Annotated in this window: 5 protein-coding genes; 3 read left to right on the plus strand and 2 right to left on the minus strand. The window is 66.8% G+C overall.

The features are described from left to right. Positions 1–10,983: a beta-ketoacyl synthase N-terminal-like domain-containing protein gene (locus ACFQ0E_RS15935; protein ID WP_386825506.1), complete on the minus strand. Its 10,983-nt coding sequence runs from the start codon at positions 10,981–10,983 to the stop codon at positions 1–3. Between the two features lie 718 nt (positions 10,984–11,701). On the opposite strand from ACFQ0E_RS15935, the gene ACFQ0E_RS15940 reads away from it, so the two are divergent. Further along, entirely contained in the window at positions 11,702–12,625 is a 924-nt protein-coding gene (locus tag ACFQ0E_RS15940; protein WP_386825508.1) for a 4'-phosphopantetheinyl transferase family protein, read from the plus strand. Positions 12,626–12,667: 42 nt separating this feature from the next. Here ACFQ0E_RS15940 and ACFQ0E_RS15945 read toward each other — a convergent pair whose 3' ends face one another. Further along, positions 12,668–13,435 (minus strand): metallophosphoesterase, encoded by a 768-nt coding sequence (locus ACFQ0E_RS15945; RefSeq protein WP_386825510.1) that lies wholly within the window; start codon positions 13,433–13,435, stop codon positions 12,668–12,670. A gap of 565 nt (positions 13,436–14,000) precedes the next feature. Between ACFQ0E_RS15945 and pabB the strand changes: the two genes are divergently transcribed. After that, the gene (pabB, locus tag ACFQ0E_RS15950; protein ID WP_386825511.1) at positions 14,001–16,160 is read left to right on the plus strand and encodes an aminodeoxychorismate synthase component I; all 2,160 of its coding nucleotides are present in this window, start codon (positions 14,001–14,003) and stop codon (positions 16,158–16,160) included. Positions 16,161–16,172: 12 nt separating this feature from the next. Further along, positions 16,173–18,884: an AMP-binding protein gene (locus tag ACFQ0E_RS15955; protein WP_386825810.1), complete on the plus strand. Its 2,712-nt coding sequence runs from the start codon at positions 16,173–16,175 to the stop codon at positions 18,882–18,884. Positions 18,885–18,893 lie beyond the last annotated feature (9 nt).

The raw sequence follows: 18,893 nt of genomic DNA on the forward strand, positions 1-18,893 counted from the left end.
TCATGACGACAACCCGAGTTCTGCGGCTTCTTCAGCCGACATTTCCTGTCTGGCGAGGCTGTCGAGCAGCTCCCGGTAGAACGCTTCATCGAATGCCGGCATGCCCGCGTCGTCGGTGTCGTCGGCGGGCACGACCGTCGCCGTGCGCGTCCGCTCCACGCTGCGCCAGGCGAAGCCGCGAATGTCGATGCACAGCGCACCGTCCGCGTCGAAGATCGAGACATCGCAGGTTTCGACGGTACCGTCCGCGCCCGTGCCGATCGGCGTCAGCACGGCGACGGCGTCCGCCGGACATGGCGCATGCAGGGTCAGCGAACGCAACGCGAACGGCACCGAAGGCGCCTGCGGCAGTGCCTGCAGCGACGGCAGGAATCCGACGCAGGCCTGCAGCACGGCATCCATGACACCTGGATGCATGCGATAGGCGTCGATGCCTGCGTTGACGTCGCCGCGCTGCGCGGCCAGCGTCACCGTCGCCACCACTTTCCCGCCGGTGCGCGACAGGCTGCGCAGGCCGCGATGTGCAGGGCCGTAGTGCAGGCCGCCGCGGTTGAAGGCCGCGTAGATCTCGTCGCCGTCCCAGCGCTCGTCGCGCTGCGCGGCGGCCAGCAGCGATGCGTCGGCCGTGCGTTCGCCGACCGCGTCGACCACGCCTGCCTCACCCTGGCAATGCAGGATGCGCGTGTCGCCGCTGCCGCTGGCGATCTCGAACAGGATCATGTCGCCCTCGTCCGCGCCGATTTCGATCTCGACGGTCGTCGGGCCGTCCACGAACAGCGGACGCCACCAGGCGACGTTGCCCAGCACCAGGCGCTCGCGCAGGCCGGTGGCCTGACCCGCGTCGTCGGCCAGCGCATCGGCAATGGCCGCTGCGGCCATCTCCAGATAGGCGACGCCCGGGAGCACGCATTCGACCCGGCCATCGCCGAAACGCACGCGGTGATCGCGCAGGAAGAATTCGCTGCCATCGAACGTACTGATATACCGCTGCTGGCGCAGGGTCGAGGCGTTGGCGTGGACCAGCGGGTGGATCGCGCCGGTTGCGCGTGCCCCGACCTGGCCCTGGATCGCTGCATCGTCGTCCAGCCAGTAGCGTTCCTTCGCGAAGGGATAGAGCGGCAATTCGATGCGCTGCGGGCGCGTGGCGCCGACCAGCTCGCGGTACAGCTGCGGCCACGGCAGTTCGACGCCGTCGACCCAGAGCTCCGCCAGCTTGTCGAGCTTGCCTTCGCGCAGGCAGGTCTCGATCAGCACCGCCTGCAGGTCGCCGTCCTGGCCGATGAAGGCCAGCTTGTTGGCCCGCGCCAGCGTGCTGCCGACATGCAGGCCGCGCGGTGTGGCGCCTTCGGCGAAGGCGCGCAGCCGTTCCTGGAGTTCGGCATGCGTGCGCGCGACCAGCGCGCAGCGCTCCTGCATCGCTTCGCGGCCGACCTGCAGCGTGTAGGCGATGTCGAGCAGCGAAGGCGCGTCATCGGCGGCGAGCGCATCCGTAAGCGCATCGGACAGATCCTGCGCACGCTGGCGCAACTGCTCGGGGGTCTTGGCCGAGAGCGGGACCAGCACCGGGCGTTCCGGATGGACGTTGCGCGGCGTGCGCGCGGTTCGCTCCGGCGCGGCTTCCAGCACGAGATGGGCGTTGGTGCCGCTGAAACCGAACGAGCTGATGACCGCCGCCCGCCCGCCCCTGGCATTCGTCGGCCAGGGTTTCAGCGCGGTATTGACCACGAACGGACTGTCGGACAGATCGATGTGCGGATTGAGGCGTTCGAAGCTGGCCGCAGGCGGCAACTGCCGGTGCTTCAGCGCCAGCACGAGCTTGAGCACGCCGGCGATGCCGGCCGCGAACAGGCAGTGACCGACATTGCCCTTGACCGAGCCGAGCGCGCAGTACTGGGTCTTGTCGGTGTAGTGGCGGAAGGCCTGGGTCAGGCCCTCCACTTCGATCGGATCGCCGAGCCGTGTGCCCGTGCCGTGCGCTTCGATCAGCTGGATGTCCTCGGGATCGATGCCGAAGCGGTCGTAGACCGTGCGCATCAGTCGCGTCTGCGACACCGGGTTGGGTGCGGTGATGCCGTTGGTCTTGCCGTCCTGGTTCACGCCCCAGCCGCGGATCACGGCGTGGACGATGTCCCCATCGCGTTCGGCATCGGCCAGGCGTTTCAGCAGCACCGTGCCCACGCCTTCGGCCGGCACGAAACCGTTCGCGCGATGGTCGAAGGCGTAGCAGCGGCCGTCGACCGAGAGCATGCCGGACTGCCCGGTATTGACGTGCATCGTCGGCCCGGCCATCACCGCCACGCCGCCGGCGAGCGCGAGATCGCAGTTCTGCGCGAGCAGGCTGTCGCAAGCCGTGGCGATCGCGACCAGCGAGGACGAGCAGGCGGTGTCGATCGACAGGCACGGTCCCTGCAAATTCAGGAAATAGGCGATACGCGCAGCGAGGATCGACATCGCAGAGCCGGTGAAGCCCTGGGTGCTGAGCCGATGCTCGCGCGAGCGGTCGTGGTAGTCGGTCGAGCCGCAGCCGACGAACACGCCGCAGCGCGTCCCGGACAGGCTGCGCGGGTCGATCGCGGCGTTCTCGATCGCATGCCAGCAGTTCTGCAGCATCAGGCGTTGCTGCGGATCCATGCTTTCGGCTTCGGTCGGCGCGATGTTGAAGAACAGCGGATCGAAGGCGTCGCAGTCGTCGAGCACGCCCATCCAGCGGCTGTTGGTGGTGCCGGGGACGGAGATGTCCTCGCTGAAATAGCGCTCGATGTCGAAGCGCTGGGCCGGCACGAGGTCGATGCATTCCTTCGCGCCGGCGATGTTGCGCCAGAAGGCGTCGAGGGTCTTCGCGCGCGGGAACTGGCCGGCGATGCCGATCACGGCGATCGCGTCGTTGCCAATCGATGTACTGCGACGGGCGCTGCGCTTGCGCCAGGAGTCGAGACGCTGCGCCTGCGCCAGGCCGGACGGGAGCGGACGCGATGCGGACGTGGCAGGCGTCGCAGCAGGCAGCGGCGCGACACGTGCGCCCGGCACGGGCGACGAGGCCGGGCGCGCCGGCAGCAGTCCGGCGAGGAAGCGGCTGAACTCGGCCAGGTTCGGATGGCTGTAGACCTTGGTCGCCTCGATCTTCGTGCCGTAGGTGGCGTTGATCCTGCGCACCCAGGTCACGCCGGTGATCGAGTCGAGGCCGAGTTCGACGAACTGCCGGTGGTCGTCGACCTCCTCCTCCGCCATGTGCAGCTCCTGCGCGAGCATGCGCCTGAGCGTCTCGCACAGATCGTCGTCGCGCTCCTCCGCGTGGCCGACCTCGGCATCGACGCGGATCGCTTCGACAGCCACCGGCGCGACCGCAGGCGCCGAGCGCAGTGGTGCTGCGGTACGCGACATGGAAGCGTCGTGCGCCGATACCAGTGCGACCACGAAGTCGCGGAACTGGCGCAGCGTGGGATGGCTGTAGACCTTGGTCGCCTCGATCTTCGTGCCGTAGGTGGCGTTGATCCTCCGAACCCAGGTCACGCCAGTGATCGAATCCAGGCCGAGGTCGACGAACTGGGTGTCCTCGTCGACATCCTCGGCGCGCATCTGCAGTTCCGAGGCGAGCATCGAACGCAGGACGTCGGCGATGCCATCGATGTCCATACCCAGCGCAACGGGCGTAACGGCGACGGACGCTGCCGGGTCCCGTAGCGACACGGCAATGGCAGGCTCTACGGTGACGGGAACCGTCGCGGTATCGCGATCGTCACGGAAATGCTGCATCACGCCCTGCAGGGCGTCGCCGCGACCGACGAAGCTGCGGTCGTGCATCTCCAGTTCGCGGGCATAGGTCGCCTCGACCTCGGCGAGCGTCGAGGCGCTGAAATGGCGCTTGACCGCGATCGCATCCTCGCGGCCTTGCGAGGCGATCGCGTCGGCCAGCGCGAGCGCACGCGGCAGCACGTCGGCGCGCGGCACGCAGACATGCGGCAGGCCTTTCCCGCGCAGTTCGATGCCGGTGTACTCGCTGGCGGTGAACAATGTTTCGCGCGCGAGGTCCAGGCCCAGCCGGGTCGGGAAGACCAGCGTGGCGCCCGCGCCCGGAGTGAACCCGTACTGCATGTACGGGCTGATGTAGCGGCTTTCGGCGCTGAACAGGCAGAGGTCGGCGAACATGCCGAGCGTCCAGCCGCCACCGATGGCGTGGCCCTGCATCGCCGCGATCACCGGCACCCGGCAGCTCATCGGCAGCTGGTAGACCTTGGCGTCGGTGAACTTCGCGGCGCCCTGCTGGATCGCGAGCAGGCTGTCGCGGGTGCCGCCGCAGGCGAAATACGTGTCGTAGCCAGTGAGCACGACCGCACGGTAGTCGTCGCAGCCGTCGATGTGCGCGAACACCTCTTCCAGTCCGCCGATCAGCGCGGGCGAGTACATGTTCTTCGCATCGCGATCGACCATGCGCACGACGAGGACGCCGTTGTCGCGCAGCTCTGTTTCGATCGCGGGCGAGGACGGCAGCGGCGCGGCACGACGCTCGCCGGCGAGCGGCTCAGCGGCGACATCGACGTTGATCGCGGCCGCGCGGTGTCGGCGCCACTGCTGCAGTGCTTCGTGCGAACGCAGCGGCGAGCCGTCGACCAGGGCCAACGCGGCGGCTGGCGCGTCGGCGGCGACGTGGGCCGCAGCGGCGGTCAGCGCGGTGGCTTCGATCGCGGCCGTCGCCATCGAAGCGGCGCCGAACAGGCACTGACGGGCGAGATTGTCGCCGAGGCGACGCGCGAACAGCGGCAAGGCCCGGCGCAACAGCAGCGGATCACGCCACAGCGCCTCGGCCGAACAGCGACTGCGGGCATCGTGGACGCCGGCGTCGGCGCCCAGGCCGAGCAGCCAGCCCAGGCCCTCGGCATCCTGTTCGAAGGCGACGACGACCGGCGCGGGGAAGCTGGCAACGCTCGCCTGCAGTGCGTCGAACGCAGCCACGACCGATGCCGTGTCAAACACCGGGTCGACCGCAGGCAGGAAACCGGGATGATCGCTGCGCAGCACGAGTGCTGCGTGGCCTTGCGTCGCGAGATCCTGGAGCGTGGCGCGCAGGTCGGCGAGCAGCTTCGGGAGTTCCCGGGCCTCCAGGCCGATGCGGATGGAGGCGACCGTCGCGGACAGCATGTCGACGACCAGACCCGCGCGTGCGACCGAACGCTCGCGCGTGGCCGTCGTTGCGGATTTGCGGGGTGTGGCCTGCGCGACCTGCGGACGAGGTGTGCGACCGAGGCGCTCGACCTGCGGTGCGAGCGTCTCGACCAGGCGCGCCTTGAGCAGTTCCAGCGAGGTGCGAGGCTTGGCCGCGATCGATGCCGCAAGTGCGACGGCTGTCGACGCGACCTGTGCGCGCTCGACGACCGGGAAGGTCCAGCCCTTGGCGACCAGCGCGCGACCGGACTGGACGCCACCGATGTACAGCAGGTCGTCGACCTGCGCGGCGCCGAAGCGGACTTCGAGGAGTTCGGCCTCGGCATCGGTCGCGAGCAGACCACGCTGAGGATCGGCGAAACCATAGCGTGCGTCATGCGCGCCGATCATGAAATCGCACAGCGCAGCGAGCAGGAATCCTGCGCCGATGGTCTCTTCGGGCAACGCAGCGATGGTCGGCAGCGGGAAGGCAAGCAGCGCGCCCGGCAGGCCAGCCGCGATGGCTGCGTCGACCGCGACCGCCTCGCCCGACGGGAACGCCTGGGCGAGGCCGTCGAGCAGCAGGACCTTGGCATCCGGCAACCCACGCACATGGTCGAGAGCCTGCAGCATCTGGTCGATGGCGAGGCCTGTCGGCGTGTCCTGCACGCTGCACAGCGCATAGACGCCGTCACCGAGCGCGCGCAGATCGATGCCGACCGCTGCGGCATCCGCATCGATGGGCAGGCCATCGCTCGACGCGTCGGCCGCATGGGCTTCGAGCGCGGGAGACGGCAGCATGATCGTGGGACGCGGTACGGGCGCCGCATCGAACCCGGGGGACGCATCGGCCTCAGGCAGGCAAAGCGCCTGCGGTTTGTCCAAAGGAACGGCCGCGCGGACGACCGAAGGCCTCGCGCGCAGGAATGCGATCCGACGCCCGGCTTCGGGCAGCACCGGTGCCGGCGTCGGCGTTTCGACGGCAGGCGAAGCGACAGCCGGCGTCGAGACCGAGGCCGTGGTCACCGAAGCGGTCGACGCGTCCATCGTTGCAGCGATCGCGCCCACGCCCGGCCCCGCCGGCACGCACGCCAGTTGCAGCCCCTGGATCTCGAACGCGGGATGACCCTGCAGGTCGCAGACGATCGCATCCCAGCGCGAGATCCCGGCATCTGTCGAAAAGGTATCCGTACAGCGCAGCTGGAGATAGCCCTGCTGCGGGCAACGGCCGTGGAAACGGACCGCATCGATCGCGCGCACCGGCCATGCGCATGGCGAAGCAGGCAGCGGCCCGAGTTCGGCCGAAAGCCACGCAGCGCCATCGATCAGCGAGACCAGCAGATCGGGCGGCAAATCCCAGCCGGCCGACGCGGTATCGGCAACGGCGTATTCGAGCAGGGCTTCGCGCGCCGTGCGTGCGATCCGGCGGGCCGCCGCATGACCGGCGCGATCGCCGAGCCCCAGCGCTGCGATCCGCGCATGGAAGGCATCGGCGGCGAGTCCACCGGCGAGCCGCGAAGCGAACCCTGCGGTGACGGCCTGCGTCGCGGTCTCCGCGTCGGCGAAACGCGCAAGGCCCTGGGCATGGATCCGTTCCTGGCCGCCCTGGACGCTGTACACCTCGAAGCGCAGCGCATCGTTGCCGTCAGGCAACAGCGCGATCTGCAGCATGCAGCCCGGTTCGATGCGCAGGTCGTCATCCAGCGCGATGCCCTCGAAACACAGCGCACGCGCGGCGAGTTCGTCGGGATAGGCCTCGGCGACCGCAGCGCGTGCCATTTCCAGGCACAGCAATGCCGGCAGGCGTCGCCGGTCATCGGCGTCGGCGACGAGAACGCGCTCGTCACCCTTCAGTTCGATGCCATACGCGGGATGGCGGAGAGTCGAGGTGTTTCGCTGGAGCAACGGGTGCTTAGCTGCGGTACCCGTCGCCTGGCCGAGCGTGCGCTGCGGCGCGATCCAGTGGCGTTCACGCGCGAAGGGATAGGTCGGCAGCGGCATGCGGACAGGTCGGACATCGCCGTACAGCCGCGACCAGTCGATGTCCACACCCTTCGCCCAGTGTTCGGCGATGGATGCCAGATCGCGACGCGCGAGCCAGTCGTCGCGGCGCGCGGCGAAACCGGCGTCGGCACGGCAGGCCGCGAGGAACTCGCGATGCCTGCGGACGCTGCCCTGCTGCGGCTGCGGATGGATCGACCGACCATCCGCGAGCGCCTCAAGCTGGCGGCGCAGGTCGTCGATCGCATCGACCTGCAGCACGATGCGCTCGTCCATCGCCTCGCGACCGACCTGCAGCGTGTAGGCCAGCGCCGCAGGATCGATGTCGTTGCCCTGGCGACGCAGGAAAGCGGCCAACTGGCGGATCTTTTCCTGCAGCTGGTCCGCAGTGCGCGCCGAGAGCGGCACCAGCCAGGGGCCGGCCACCGTGCGCGAAACGTCGCGCATCGGCGCTTCCTGCACGATGAGATGTGCATTCGCGCCACCGGCACCGAACGAGGAAATCCCGGCGATGCGCGGGATTTCGCGTCCAGCCTCGATGGGCCGCCGCCAGGCGCCGAGTTCGCGCTGGAGACGGAACGGCGTGGCCTCGAAGTCGATCTCGTCGTTGACCCGTTCCGCGTGCAGTGTCGGGACAAGCTGGCCATGCCGCAACTGCAGCAAAACCTTCGTCAATCCGGCGATGCCCGCCGCGGACTCGCAGTGGCCGATATTGGATTTCAGCGAACCGATCGCGCAATGCGGGCCGCGCGCGGCGGCATCTGCGCGGCCGCGCTCGCGGAAGGCGCGGGTGAGCCCAGCGACCTCGATCGGGTCTCCCAGTGCGGTGCCGGTGCCATGCGCTTCCAGGTAGCTGACATCGGTCGAATCGATGCCGGCACGGGCCAGCGCGGTCGAGACCACGTCGGCCTGGGCGACCGGATTCGGCACCGTGTAGCCATGGGTGCGGCCACCGGCATTGAGGGCGCTGGCCTTGATCACCGCATGGATGTGATCGCCATCGCGCAGCGCATGCGCCAGCGGCTTGAGGACGATCGCGCCCACGCCCTCGGCGTCGACGAATCCGTCTGCGTTCTCGCCGAAAGAGCGGCATTCCGCGCCTTCCGACAGCATGCCGAGCGCGGACAGTTCGATCATGTGCTGCGGATCGAGGATCAGGCTGACCCCGCCGGCGATCGCGGCATCGCACAGCCCGCCGTAGAGGCTGTCCAGCGCCAGGTGGATCGCGGTCAGCGAGGAGGAACAGGCGCTGTCCACCGCGAACGATGGGCCGGAGAAATCGAACAGGAACGACACCCGGTTCGCGATCGAGTAGTACAGCGGCTGCACCGTGTAGCGCGAATTCATCACACCGACGAACACGCCGACCTTGCCGCCCGGGGAGAGGCTCTGCGGCGTATGGCCGCTGTCCTCGATCGCGTGGTAGCTGGCTTCCAGGAACAGGCGTTCCTGCGGGTCGATCTTCTTCGCTTCCCTGGGTGCGATACGGAAGAACAGCGGATCGAACTTGTCGACATCGCCGATGAATCCGCCCCAGCGGGTATAGATCTTGCCGGACTTGCCCTTCTCCGCATCGTAGTGGTCCTGCCAGTGCCAGCGGTCGGCCGGCACCTCGCCGATACAGCTGCGACCACTCGACAGGTTCTCCCAGAACCGGTCGAGGTCAGGCGACTGCGGATAGCGACCGCTCACACCGATGATGGCGACATCGAACGGCACGGACCGCTGCGGCGCGGCGTCCGTCGGAGTGCTGGACGTTTCGACAGATAGCGGTGGGGATACCGATGCGATGTCGGGCCTGCGCGGTGCGAGACGACGCCTTTCGACACGCCCGCCCGGCGGCTGCGAACGCGGCGTCGGGGCCACTGCCGCATCGCCGGAAGATGCGTTCGATGGTGAGCCCACCTGCGGTGCGGCATTGCCGGCCACGATGCCGCGCCCGGCGAGCACCGACGCCACCGTCGCCCGTTCCTTCTCGAAGAAATGGCGCACCAGCCCGTCGATGCTCTGCACCTCGAAGAATAGTGTGCTGCGCACGCCCGGAAACAGCGTGCGGAACTGCGTGGTCAGCTGCACGACGAGGATGCTGTCCAGACCGTATTGCTCGAGCGGTCGATGCGACTCGATCTCGCGCGGGTCCATGCGCAGCGCCGTCGCGATGATCCCGCGGAACAGCGTCGTGCAGGCATCGCGCAGACCCGCTTCGTCGCTGGCGTCGATCGGCGCGGCTGGCGTCATGACCGCTGCAGCCGATGCGCTCACCTGTACAGTGGGCTTCGACGGAACGGTCGGCAGGGCGAGCTGTGGCGTGCCGAGGCCGGTCGCAGCTTCGCTCCCGGCGAGTACCGACACGACCGTTGACCGATCCTTCTCGAGGAAATGCTGCACGAGGCCATCGACGGTCTTCACCTCGAAGAACAGCGTGCTGCGCACATCGGGGAACAGGGCGCGGAACCGCGTGGTCAGCTGGACCACGAGGATGCTGTCCAGTCCGTACTGTTCGAGCGGACGATGGGGCTCGATTTCGCGCGGTCCCATGCGCAGCGCCGTCGCAATGATCTCGCGGAACCGTGTCGTGCAGGCCTCGCGCAGTGCGGCATCGTCGGTCGTGGCTGCGATCGGGGCCGTCGGGGTGATGACTGTCGGCTGCGGCGAGACCGGTGCAGGCATGCCCAGGTCGGCCACGGCGTCGCGCGGGGCCAGGCGCTGGCGGACCACGCCGTCGCTGCGTGCAACCACGAGCTGCTGCCCGAGGCCATGGTCGTTGCGTACCGGAAAACGGATGTCGCGAAAGCGTTCCAGCTTGAGGAGTCTTTCCCACTGCCCGGGCGACAGGCAGGGGCTGCCCGGCAGGCGCAGCGCTTCATCCTCGAACAGCCACCAGCCGTCGAGCAGGCCGAACGTGAAATGGGTATACCAGCCCCACTCGCTGATCTCGTTGATCAGCACGACGCCGCCGCGCTTGAGTAGCGCCTTGGCGTTGCGCATCGTCTCGCGCATGTTCGAAGTGGCGTGCAGCACGTTGGTCGCGATCACTGCATCGTAGCGGTTGCCCTCGACCGACTGCATCGAAAGCGGCTTGCCCACGTCGAAGATCGCGGTGCGCAGCGCCGGGAATGTCGGACGATAGACCTCCTGCGCATGCAGCAGGAAGGCTCTGGACAGGTCGGTGTAGCAATACTCTTCGACCAGGTCGCCGAAACCGCGCAGGATCGGCAGCAGGACGGCCGTCGTGCCGCCGGTGCCGGCGCCGATTTCCAGCAGGCGCAGACCGCGTTCGCTCCGGGCCGCCCTCGCCGCGAGTTCTGCCCGCAGTTGCTCGCCGAGAGCGTGGTTGAAATGATCGGCGACGGGATTGTGCTTGTAGATGCCCTCGACCATGCGCATCGACGACTCGGGGAACATCACGTCGGTCGCAGGCATCGTGCCCTTGAGGATCTCCGTGAGGTTGCGCAGGCAGGCATCGATCAGGATGAGATAGGCGCGATGGTTCGCGTTCCCGCACCAGTCCGGCATCGCGGCGTCCCAGGCCTGCCAAAGCGTTTCGACGTCGTCGACTGCGGCGAACCGGCAGCGCAGCCCATTGAACGAGAGCAGACCATGACGTTCGAGATGACGCAGGCTGGCGTCAAGCCATCGGCCATGCGCCGGACGCAAGCCGGCAACCATCTCCGCTGGCATGCAATCGCCCTGCGCGTCTGCGAACAATGCACGAAGCTGCGCGGCAACGAGCGTTGTGGCCAGGCGCTCGGCATCTACAGGCAAGCGAGCGGCTTCGAGGTCCGAGGCGCCGATATGCAGCGGCGTCTCCGCGCCCGCTGCAGTCTTGTCCGATGCATTCATGCAGAACACCACATCCCTGTAGAATTCGTCGGTCGTTCGTGATTCGGGCAGCAACGCGTCTCTTCCAGTGAGACCTGGTCATCGAGTGCTGCCGCAGGCGCGACGTCGATCCGCATCCACAGGCCTTCGCTTGCGCCCTCTTGCATGCCGGGCGCGCTGGACCGTGTGTTTGCGTCATCGACGGATGAATGGATGTACGACGGGCAAGACGCCAGCTCGATGCATGGAGCCTGTACGGAAAAATTGGCGACGCGTCGATGAATCCAATCGAACGAACACGACACTTCTGTAACTGATACGCCCAATGCTTGATCCTTCAAGACGACGGCGCGGTGGAACCGCGCGCACTGCATTCATTCCTTGATGCATTCCTTGAGCTTTCAGGGGCTCACCCCGGAGATCGGTTCAATTCGAATGGAATTTGCGCCCCTCCCCTTTCCGCGCCCCATTTCAGCAGCGCCTTCAGAAAATTGTCAATACGAAGATTTGTGTAATCACTGCGATGAAAACGATTTCTGGAGAGTCATTCGAGAATGATTCTCATATGCAAGGCAGCTTCGAGAAGGCGATGCCGATTGCACGATTCGACTCCAACTTGCGAAGCAAGCAAACGCAAGATGGCAAGCATCCAGGACACCCAACGCAAGCATTGCCGAGAACCGTCTGGCAGGAATCGCTTCCATTCAACGTCAACATCAGGTAATGATGCCAGCGGAAAGTGGCAAGTAGGTTTCGGTCGGAGAGGGGAAGGAGGAATCTCCCGCATTGTCTCCGTGCCGACCCATGCATCGACGGGATAGGAAGAATGTCTGCATCCATGCTGTTGCGGGAGGCCCGTGTGCCTTCGGCGGCCAGTTGCGACGATATCGACATCTGGCTCACTTATTACAATGAGATCGACGACGACCGACAGCTCGCCGGGATGCGATCGCTCCTGAGCGACGACGAGGTCGATCGCGAAGGTCGCTTCTACTTCGCCGACGACCGGAAACGCTATCTCGTCACCCGGGCGATGGTGCGCATGGTCCTGTCGCGCTACGCGCGCGTCGCGCCCGAACGCTGGGCTTTCTCGAAGAACGCCTATGGCCGGCCGGCCATCGCGGACGAAATTGTCGAGGTCGAAGCCGAGGCGCGCGGGCTGTCCTTCAACATCTCGCATACACGTGGCCTGATCGCGATCGCCGTGACACGCGGCCGGGAACTGGGCATCGATGTCGAGAACATCTCAGCGCGTGCCGTATCCCTAGATGTTGCGGAACACTTCTTCTCCCGCACCGAGGTCGCCGAGCTTTCGTGCGTCGCCCCCGACCGTCGGCACGACCGCTTCTTCGAGTACTGGACCCTGAAGGAGTCCTACATCAAGGCGCGCGGCATGGGCCTGTCGCTGCCGCTCGATGGCTTCACCTTCCAGTTCCCGCAGCCCGGCACGGTCAGCATCCGCATCCGTCCCGACCTGCAGGACCACGCCGATCGCTGGCGCTTCTGGCAATACCGGCCCACTCCGGATTACCTGATGGCGATCTGCGCCGAGCAGAGTGCGGATGGCGCGCCTGCGATCTCGATGCGCAAATTCACGCCCCTGGGCGACGAAATGCCGATGATCGCGCCATTCATGAGGCGCTCCGAGGCACTCTGTACCTGAGTCTAGGCACGACTGCCCCTGCCCCGCATGCGGACAACGGCGTCAGCGCAGTTCGTTGTCCAAGGCAAGCAGTGCGCGCGCCGCGATCATCCCTTCCTGCGGATAACCGAATGCATTGTTGACATAGACCACGCCGTCGATGACGACCCTGCGGTTGATGTGGCTGTGGCCATAGACATGCAGATCCGAACCCAGCGCACGCAGCTGCCGCTCGATCCCGCTGCTGCCCAGCACGGGATCGAGCCGTCGCATCGCGCGAGGCACGAAGAACGGGATCAGGTCGATGCGTGGCAGGAAGTGGGAGAACGTGACCACGCGACTCGCTGCATGCGGAAGCCCGTCGGGATTCATCTGCAGGAAATGTTCGGTCACCCGTTCGGGTCCGTAGTCGTCCGGCCAGCGGCAGGCCCGGTAATCCATCCACATGACCCGAAGGTCGTCGCAGGGCGAACCGAAGGAATAGTCGTACCAGCCCAGCAGCGGTACGACCAAGGTGTCCCGGTGGAACCTCGGCTGCATCCATGCCCCGGCATCGGCCGCGATGGTGAGCACTTGGTCGAACTTGCGCAGCGAGCAATCGATGTCCGGATCCCGTCGCACCCACAGGTCGTGGTTGCCGGGGACGAAAAGCACCTGGCGGAACTTCGCGACGAAGCGCTGCAGGCACCAGGCCAAGAGGTGGCGATCCTCGGTGAGATCGCCCGCGAGGATCAGGGTATCGTCCCGATAGTCCTCGGACGACAGCGCATCCACCCAGCGCGCATTGTCGGGGTAGTCCACATGGATGTCGGACAGTGCAAAGAGTCTCATCCCGCTTCATTCCCGCCCAGGCCGCCGTTCGACAGGCGCGAGCCATTTCCCCTCGTCACGGGCAACACCCCCCTTCGGAACAGACCTTTCGGCACCATGCCGGCATGATCAACGGCCGCCCCGTAGCGGTCAATGAACGCATGGCACCAATGTCGCGACGGAGGCGCGAATTATCACGAACCTGCACCGACGCACAACCCCGCCCGGTCGACAAAGGGGTAGCGAGGCCGCTTCAGACGACGAACGGAAGAGCCGTCATCGTGCGGACACCTCACGGTCGATGACATCGAGCAGAGCGCACTGGATCCTTGACTGGATCCGCGTGACGAGCGCATGTCGCGCACCTTTCATCAACATGAATCCGAATGCGCGCGTCGCGTTCCACGTGATGCGGATCATCGAATCGATGTCATCAGATATGCGTAATGCATGCGTGTGTCATCAAGACGACATGCGCATCTGTCTCGATGCATGAGATTCGAATGAAGAATGATGTCCGCAATCACGAAGACGTTGCGTTCTACATCACGAGCCGCTAGCCTCTTGCGACTGGAGCTTCACTGACATGGATAGCATGCGCGTACTGCTTGTCGACAATTACGACAGTTTCACTGCGAACATCGCCCACTACCTGGGCGACGCAACGGGAACCCCTCCCACCATCGTCCGAAACGACGAAACCGACTGGGCCAGCCTGCTGGCAGGCGACTACGACGCGATCGTGATCTCGCCCGGACCGGGCACGCCGGAACGCGATTCCGACATGGGCATCAGCAACGACGTGTTGCGCCATGCGACGGTGCCGGTGCTCGGCGTATGCCTCGGTCACCAGGCGCTCGTGCACGTGCATGGCGGCAAGGTCGTGCATGCGCCGACGCCCATGCATGGACGCATCAGCGCGGTCGAACACGATGGCAGCGCACTCTTCGCGAACATTCCATCGCCCTTCGACGTCGTCCGCTACCACTCGCTGATGGCGCAGGAGCCGCTGCCGGAGATGCTGCGCGTCACCGCGCGAACGCCCGACGGACTGGTCATGGCGATCGAACATGCGACGCGTCCGATGTGGGGAGTGCAGTTCCATCCGGAATCGATCCAGACCGACTTCGGTCGGCAGATCATCCACAACTTCATCGATCTCGCACGCCAGCACATGCAGCGCAAGCGCCGCAGTGCGCGACGCGAAGCGCCTGTCGTCGCCGCTGCGCTGAACGTCGCAGAGCGACCGGCGTGGCAGATCCAGTCGCGTCGGATCGAAACCGGCATCGATCCGCAGTCGGTCTTCCTGTCACAGTTCGCGCACAGCAACGCCTCATTCTGGCTCGATTCGAGCGCGGTGCGCCCGGGCTATTCGCGCTTCAGCTTCATGGGCGATGGCAACGACACGACCGCGCGCACGCTGCGCCACGTGATCGGCGATGGCGCGCATGCCGATCCCGCATCGGAGCGCGACGCCGTCTTCGGCGCGATCCGCGAAGGACTGTCCGTCGATCTGATCGGCGGCGGACGCCTGCCCTTCGATTTCGTCGGCGGCTGGGTGGGTTATTTCGGATACGAGCTCAAGGCGCTCACCGAAGTCGGCGGGCCGCATCGCGCACGCCAGCCAGACCTGCTGCTGCGATTCATCACGCGCTTCCTCGCTTACGACCATCTCGACGGCACATGGCATGCGGTCGCCACCGGTCCGATGTCGCGCGCGGCGGAAGATGCCGCATGGCTCGACGAGATCGAGCTTGCCCTGCACGGCACGCCGGAAGCCGAGGACAGCATCGACGATCAGCAGGCCGAGGGGCTGGCGGACGTCGAATTCCTGCCCGAACTCGATCGCGAAGCGTATCGCGATCGCATCGCGCAGTGCTTCGCCCAGATCAACGATGGCGAGACCTACGAGGTCTGCCTCACCAACCGGATGCGCGCCCGTGCGCCTGTCGAGACGGTGTCGCTGTACCGTCACCTGCGCAAGGTGAATCCCGCGCCCTACGCCGCGCTGCTGCGCTTCGACGACTTCGACGTGCTGAGTTCCTCGCCGGAACGCTTCCTGCACCTCAGTCCGAACGGCGTGGTCGAAATCAAGCCGATCAAGGGCACGCGGCGACGCGCCATGGATGCCGCGCTGGACCAGGCGATCGTCCAGGAACTCAGGGGCTGCGAGAAGGATCGCGCCGAAAACCTGATGATCGTCGACCTGACCCGGAACGATCTCGCCCGCGTCTGCGAAATCGGTTCGGTCTGGGTGCCGAAACTGATGCATGTCGAAACCTATGCCACCGTGCACCAGCTGGTGTCGACTGTCCGCGCGCAGATGCGCGCAGGCCAGGACGTGGTCGACCTGCTGCAGGCCACGTTCCCCGGCGGCTCGATGACCGGGGCGCCGAAGCGTCGCACCCTGGAAATCATCGACGGTCTCGAAGCCTCCGCACGTGGCGTGTACTCGGGCGCGATCGGCTTCCTGTCGCTCAACGGCGCCGCCGACCTGAGCATGGTCATCCGCACGCTCGTCAAGCATGGCGACGAGATCGAACTGGGCGTCGGCGGCGCGGTGATCGCGCTGTCGGACGCCGACGACGAATTCGAGGAAATCCTGGTCAAGGCCCGCGCCCTGATGCGTGCGGTTGCGGGCTGCGTGACCGGGGATTCGCAACGCTGGTCCGTTCCGGGCGAATGCAGGGGAAGCGACACCATCGCAGGCGCGACAGTGCCTGGTTCCGTACAACAGGGGGCTTGAATCGTGAACACAGTGCATATCATCACGGGTGCCAACGGGTACCTGGGGTCCCACCTTGCGCTCGATATCCTGGCGACCCGCCCTGACGACCGTGTCGTCTGCTTGGCGCGCTCGGACGACCGCGCCGCGCGCGATCGCGTAATCGATGCCGTGGCGCAGGCGGCGCATACCTGCGGCCGCGTGCTCGACACGGGCATGCTCGCGCGCATCGACGTGGTCGATGCCAATCCGCTGCGCCCCAACCCCGGCCTGGGCACGAAACTGCTCGCGCTCGCCGGCCAGGCATCGACCTTCTGGCACGTGGCGGCCACGGTGCGCTTCACCGAGACCGAACAGGGCGAGCTCGACAGGATCAACAGCGACGGCGCGATGAATGCGCTGGACATCGCGATCGAGGCCGGCTGCGAGGCATTCAACTATGTCAGCACCGCCTATGTCGCAGGCGATCGCAGCGGCCTGATCGATGCGCGGCTGGAAGCATCGCCGCCGAATGCATTCTCCAATCCCTACGAGCGCAGCAAGTTCGACGCCGAACGAAGGATCAGTGCGCGTGCCGAAGAGGCCGGTCTGGTCTGGCGCGTGATGCGCCCGAGCATCATCGTCGGTCATTCGCGCACCGGCCTCAGCGCGAGCGACAGCGGGCTCTACAAGTTCAGCGAAATGCTCGACGAGTTCTGGTCCGGCCTGCGCCAGGGTTCGGGCGCCGCGTATCGCACGCTGCGCATGTCGGCACCGGCCGGCGCCCATCTGAATTTCGTTCCGGTCGACCTGTGCGTCGAGGAAATGCTGGCCATCGACGCGAATCCCGCTTCGCGCCAGGGCATCTTCCATCTGGTCTCGCGAACCACGATCAGCACCGCCGACTTCCTGTCGGCCGTCGCCGAAGCCAGCGGCGTGCCGATCTGCGCGGAAACGCCCGAAGCGCTGGCAGAAGCGCCGCTCAACCGTCGCGAAGTCGAATTCGCACGGCGCGTCTGGCATTACCAGCCCTACCTGGTGGGCAACAAGACCTTCGCGCGCGACACCACTGTCCAGGCCTGCGGGCAGGATCTCCAGGCCGGCTACACCATCGACCGCCAGGCGGTGCTCGGCTGGCTGAAGACCTTCCTGCGTCGTCGCTGGTCGCTGCGCGAGACGCCGACCGAAGCCCACCTGTTCTCCGCGCAGCGCGGTCTTCCCGTGCGCTTCAACCTGGCCGGACACCTGCTGGCCAGCACCTCGGTCAGGCATGGCGACAAGATCGCGATCCGCCACGAGGGCGCTTCGATCCGCTATGCGCAGCTCGCCGAACGCGTGGCCCTGGCGGCCCGTCGCCTCGCCGATGCCGGCGTGCACGGCCAGCAGCGGGTCGCACTGGTCTCGCACGACGGCATCGAGCACGTGATCGGCCTGCTCGCCGTGCAGCTGCTCGGCGCGGTCGCGGTGATGATCAATCCGCTGCTGCCTGCGCGCGACATCGCCGCGATGATCGACCAGGCCGAAGCGGCCTGGGTGCTCGCCGACGCGGCCAGCCTCGTCAAGCGCCCCGAGATGGAGACGCAGGCGCAGATGCTGTCGCTGCAGGACATCGCCGCTCCGGGCGAAGCCGCGAGCCTGCCGCTCGCGGCGCCGACCTCGCCGCACGACATCGCCTTCGCGGTCTTCACCTCCGGATCGATGGGCATTCCCAAGCTGATCGAGCACCGTCACCAGGATCCGATCGTCGCCGCCGACCGCTATGCCGCGCACATGCTCGACCTGCGCACCAGCGACGTGCTGTTCTCGGCCTCGCGGACCACGTTCGCCTTCGGCATGCAGAACCTGCTGATCGCCCTGCTGAAGGGTGCGACCGCAGTGATCGCGCCGCAGAAGATCTCCGCGGCGGTCATCGCCGACGTGATCGCGCAGGCACGGCCGACGGTGATGTTCGCCGTACCGACGATCTACCAGTACCTGCTCGACGATGCCGCCTTGTCGGCCCGCATCGCGCAGAACAGCCTGCGCCTGTGCATCGCGGCCGGCGAGCGCCTGCCGCAGGCCGTGGCCACGCGCTGGTTCCAGCGCCACGGCATCCGCCTGCTCGACAGTCTGGGCTCGTCGGAAGCCTTCTCCACCTACCTGAGCAATGTCGCCGACGTCGAGCACAACAACGCCACGGGCAAGCTGGTTCCCGGCTTCGACGCGGTGCTCCGCCACGAGGACGGCAGCCCCTGCCGCATCGGCGAGCGCGGCGTGATGTGGCTGCGTGGCCCTTCGATCAGCGTGTCCGCGCGCGATCGCGCCGGCGGCATGGTGGACAACGGCTGGTACTGCACGAAGGACGTCTTCTGGCGCGATGCGGATGGCTACTTCTACTTCTGCGGGCGCAGCGACGAGATGTTCAAGGTCGCCGGCCAGTGGGTATCGCCGCTCGATCTGGAGGAAGTCCTGCTCTCGCATCCCGCAGTCCGCGAGGTCGCAGTCACGGCCAGCGGCAGCGATGACGCCACCCTGCGCACCAAGGCCTGGATCGTCAGCGACCTCCCGTCCGAGCTGCTCGCGGACGAGCTGCGCGCATTGTGCAAGGCACGCCTCGACAGCCGCCGCTATCCGCACCTCGTCGAATTCGTCGATGCCCTGCCCCGCACCTCCACCGGCAAGCTGCAGCGCGCACCGCTGCGCCAGCGCGATGCCGCCTCGGCGGCGCCCATCGATCGCGAACCCGAGCGGGAAGCCCAGCTCGACCGCGTCTACGCGACCGCCTGAGGTGACGCC

The organism is Lysobacter brunescens (assembly GCF_042677005.1).
Lineage (GTDB): Bacteria > Pseudomonadota > Gammaproteobacteria > Xanthomonadales > Xanthomonadaceae > Lysobacter_I > Lysobacter_I brunescens.

Coding starts and splice junctions, on each gene's coding strand:
- ACFQ0E_RS15935 (WP_386825506.1), bottom strand. CDS start 10,983: ATGAATGCATCGGACAAGACTGCAGCGGGCGCGGAGACGCCGCTGCAT.
- ACFQ0E_RS15945 (WP_386825510.1), bottom strand. CDS start 13,435: ATGAGACTCTTTGCACTGTCCGACATCCATGTGGACTACCCCGACAAT.
- pabB (WP_386825511.1), top strand. CDS start 14,001: ATGGATAGCATGCGCGTACTGCTTGTCGACAATTACGACAGTTTCACT.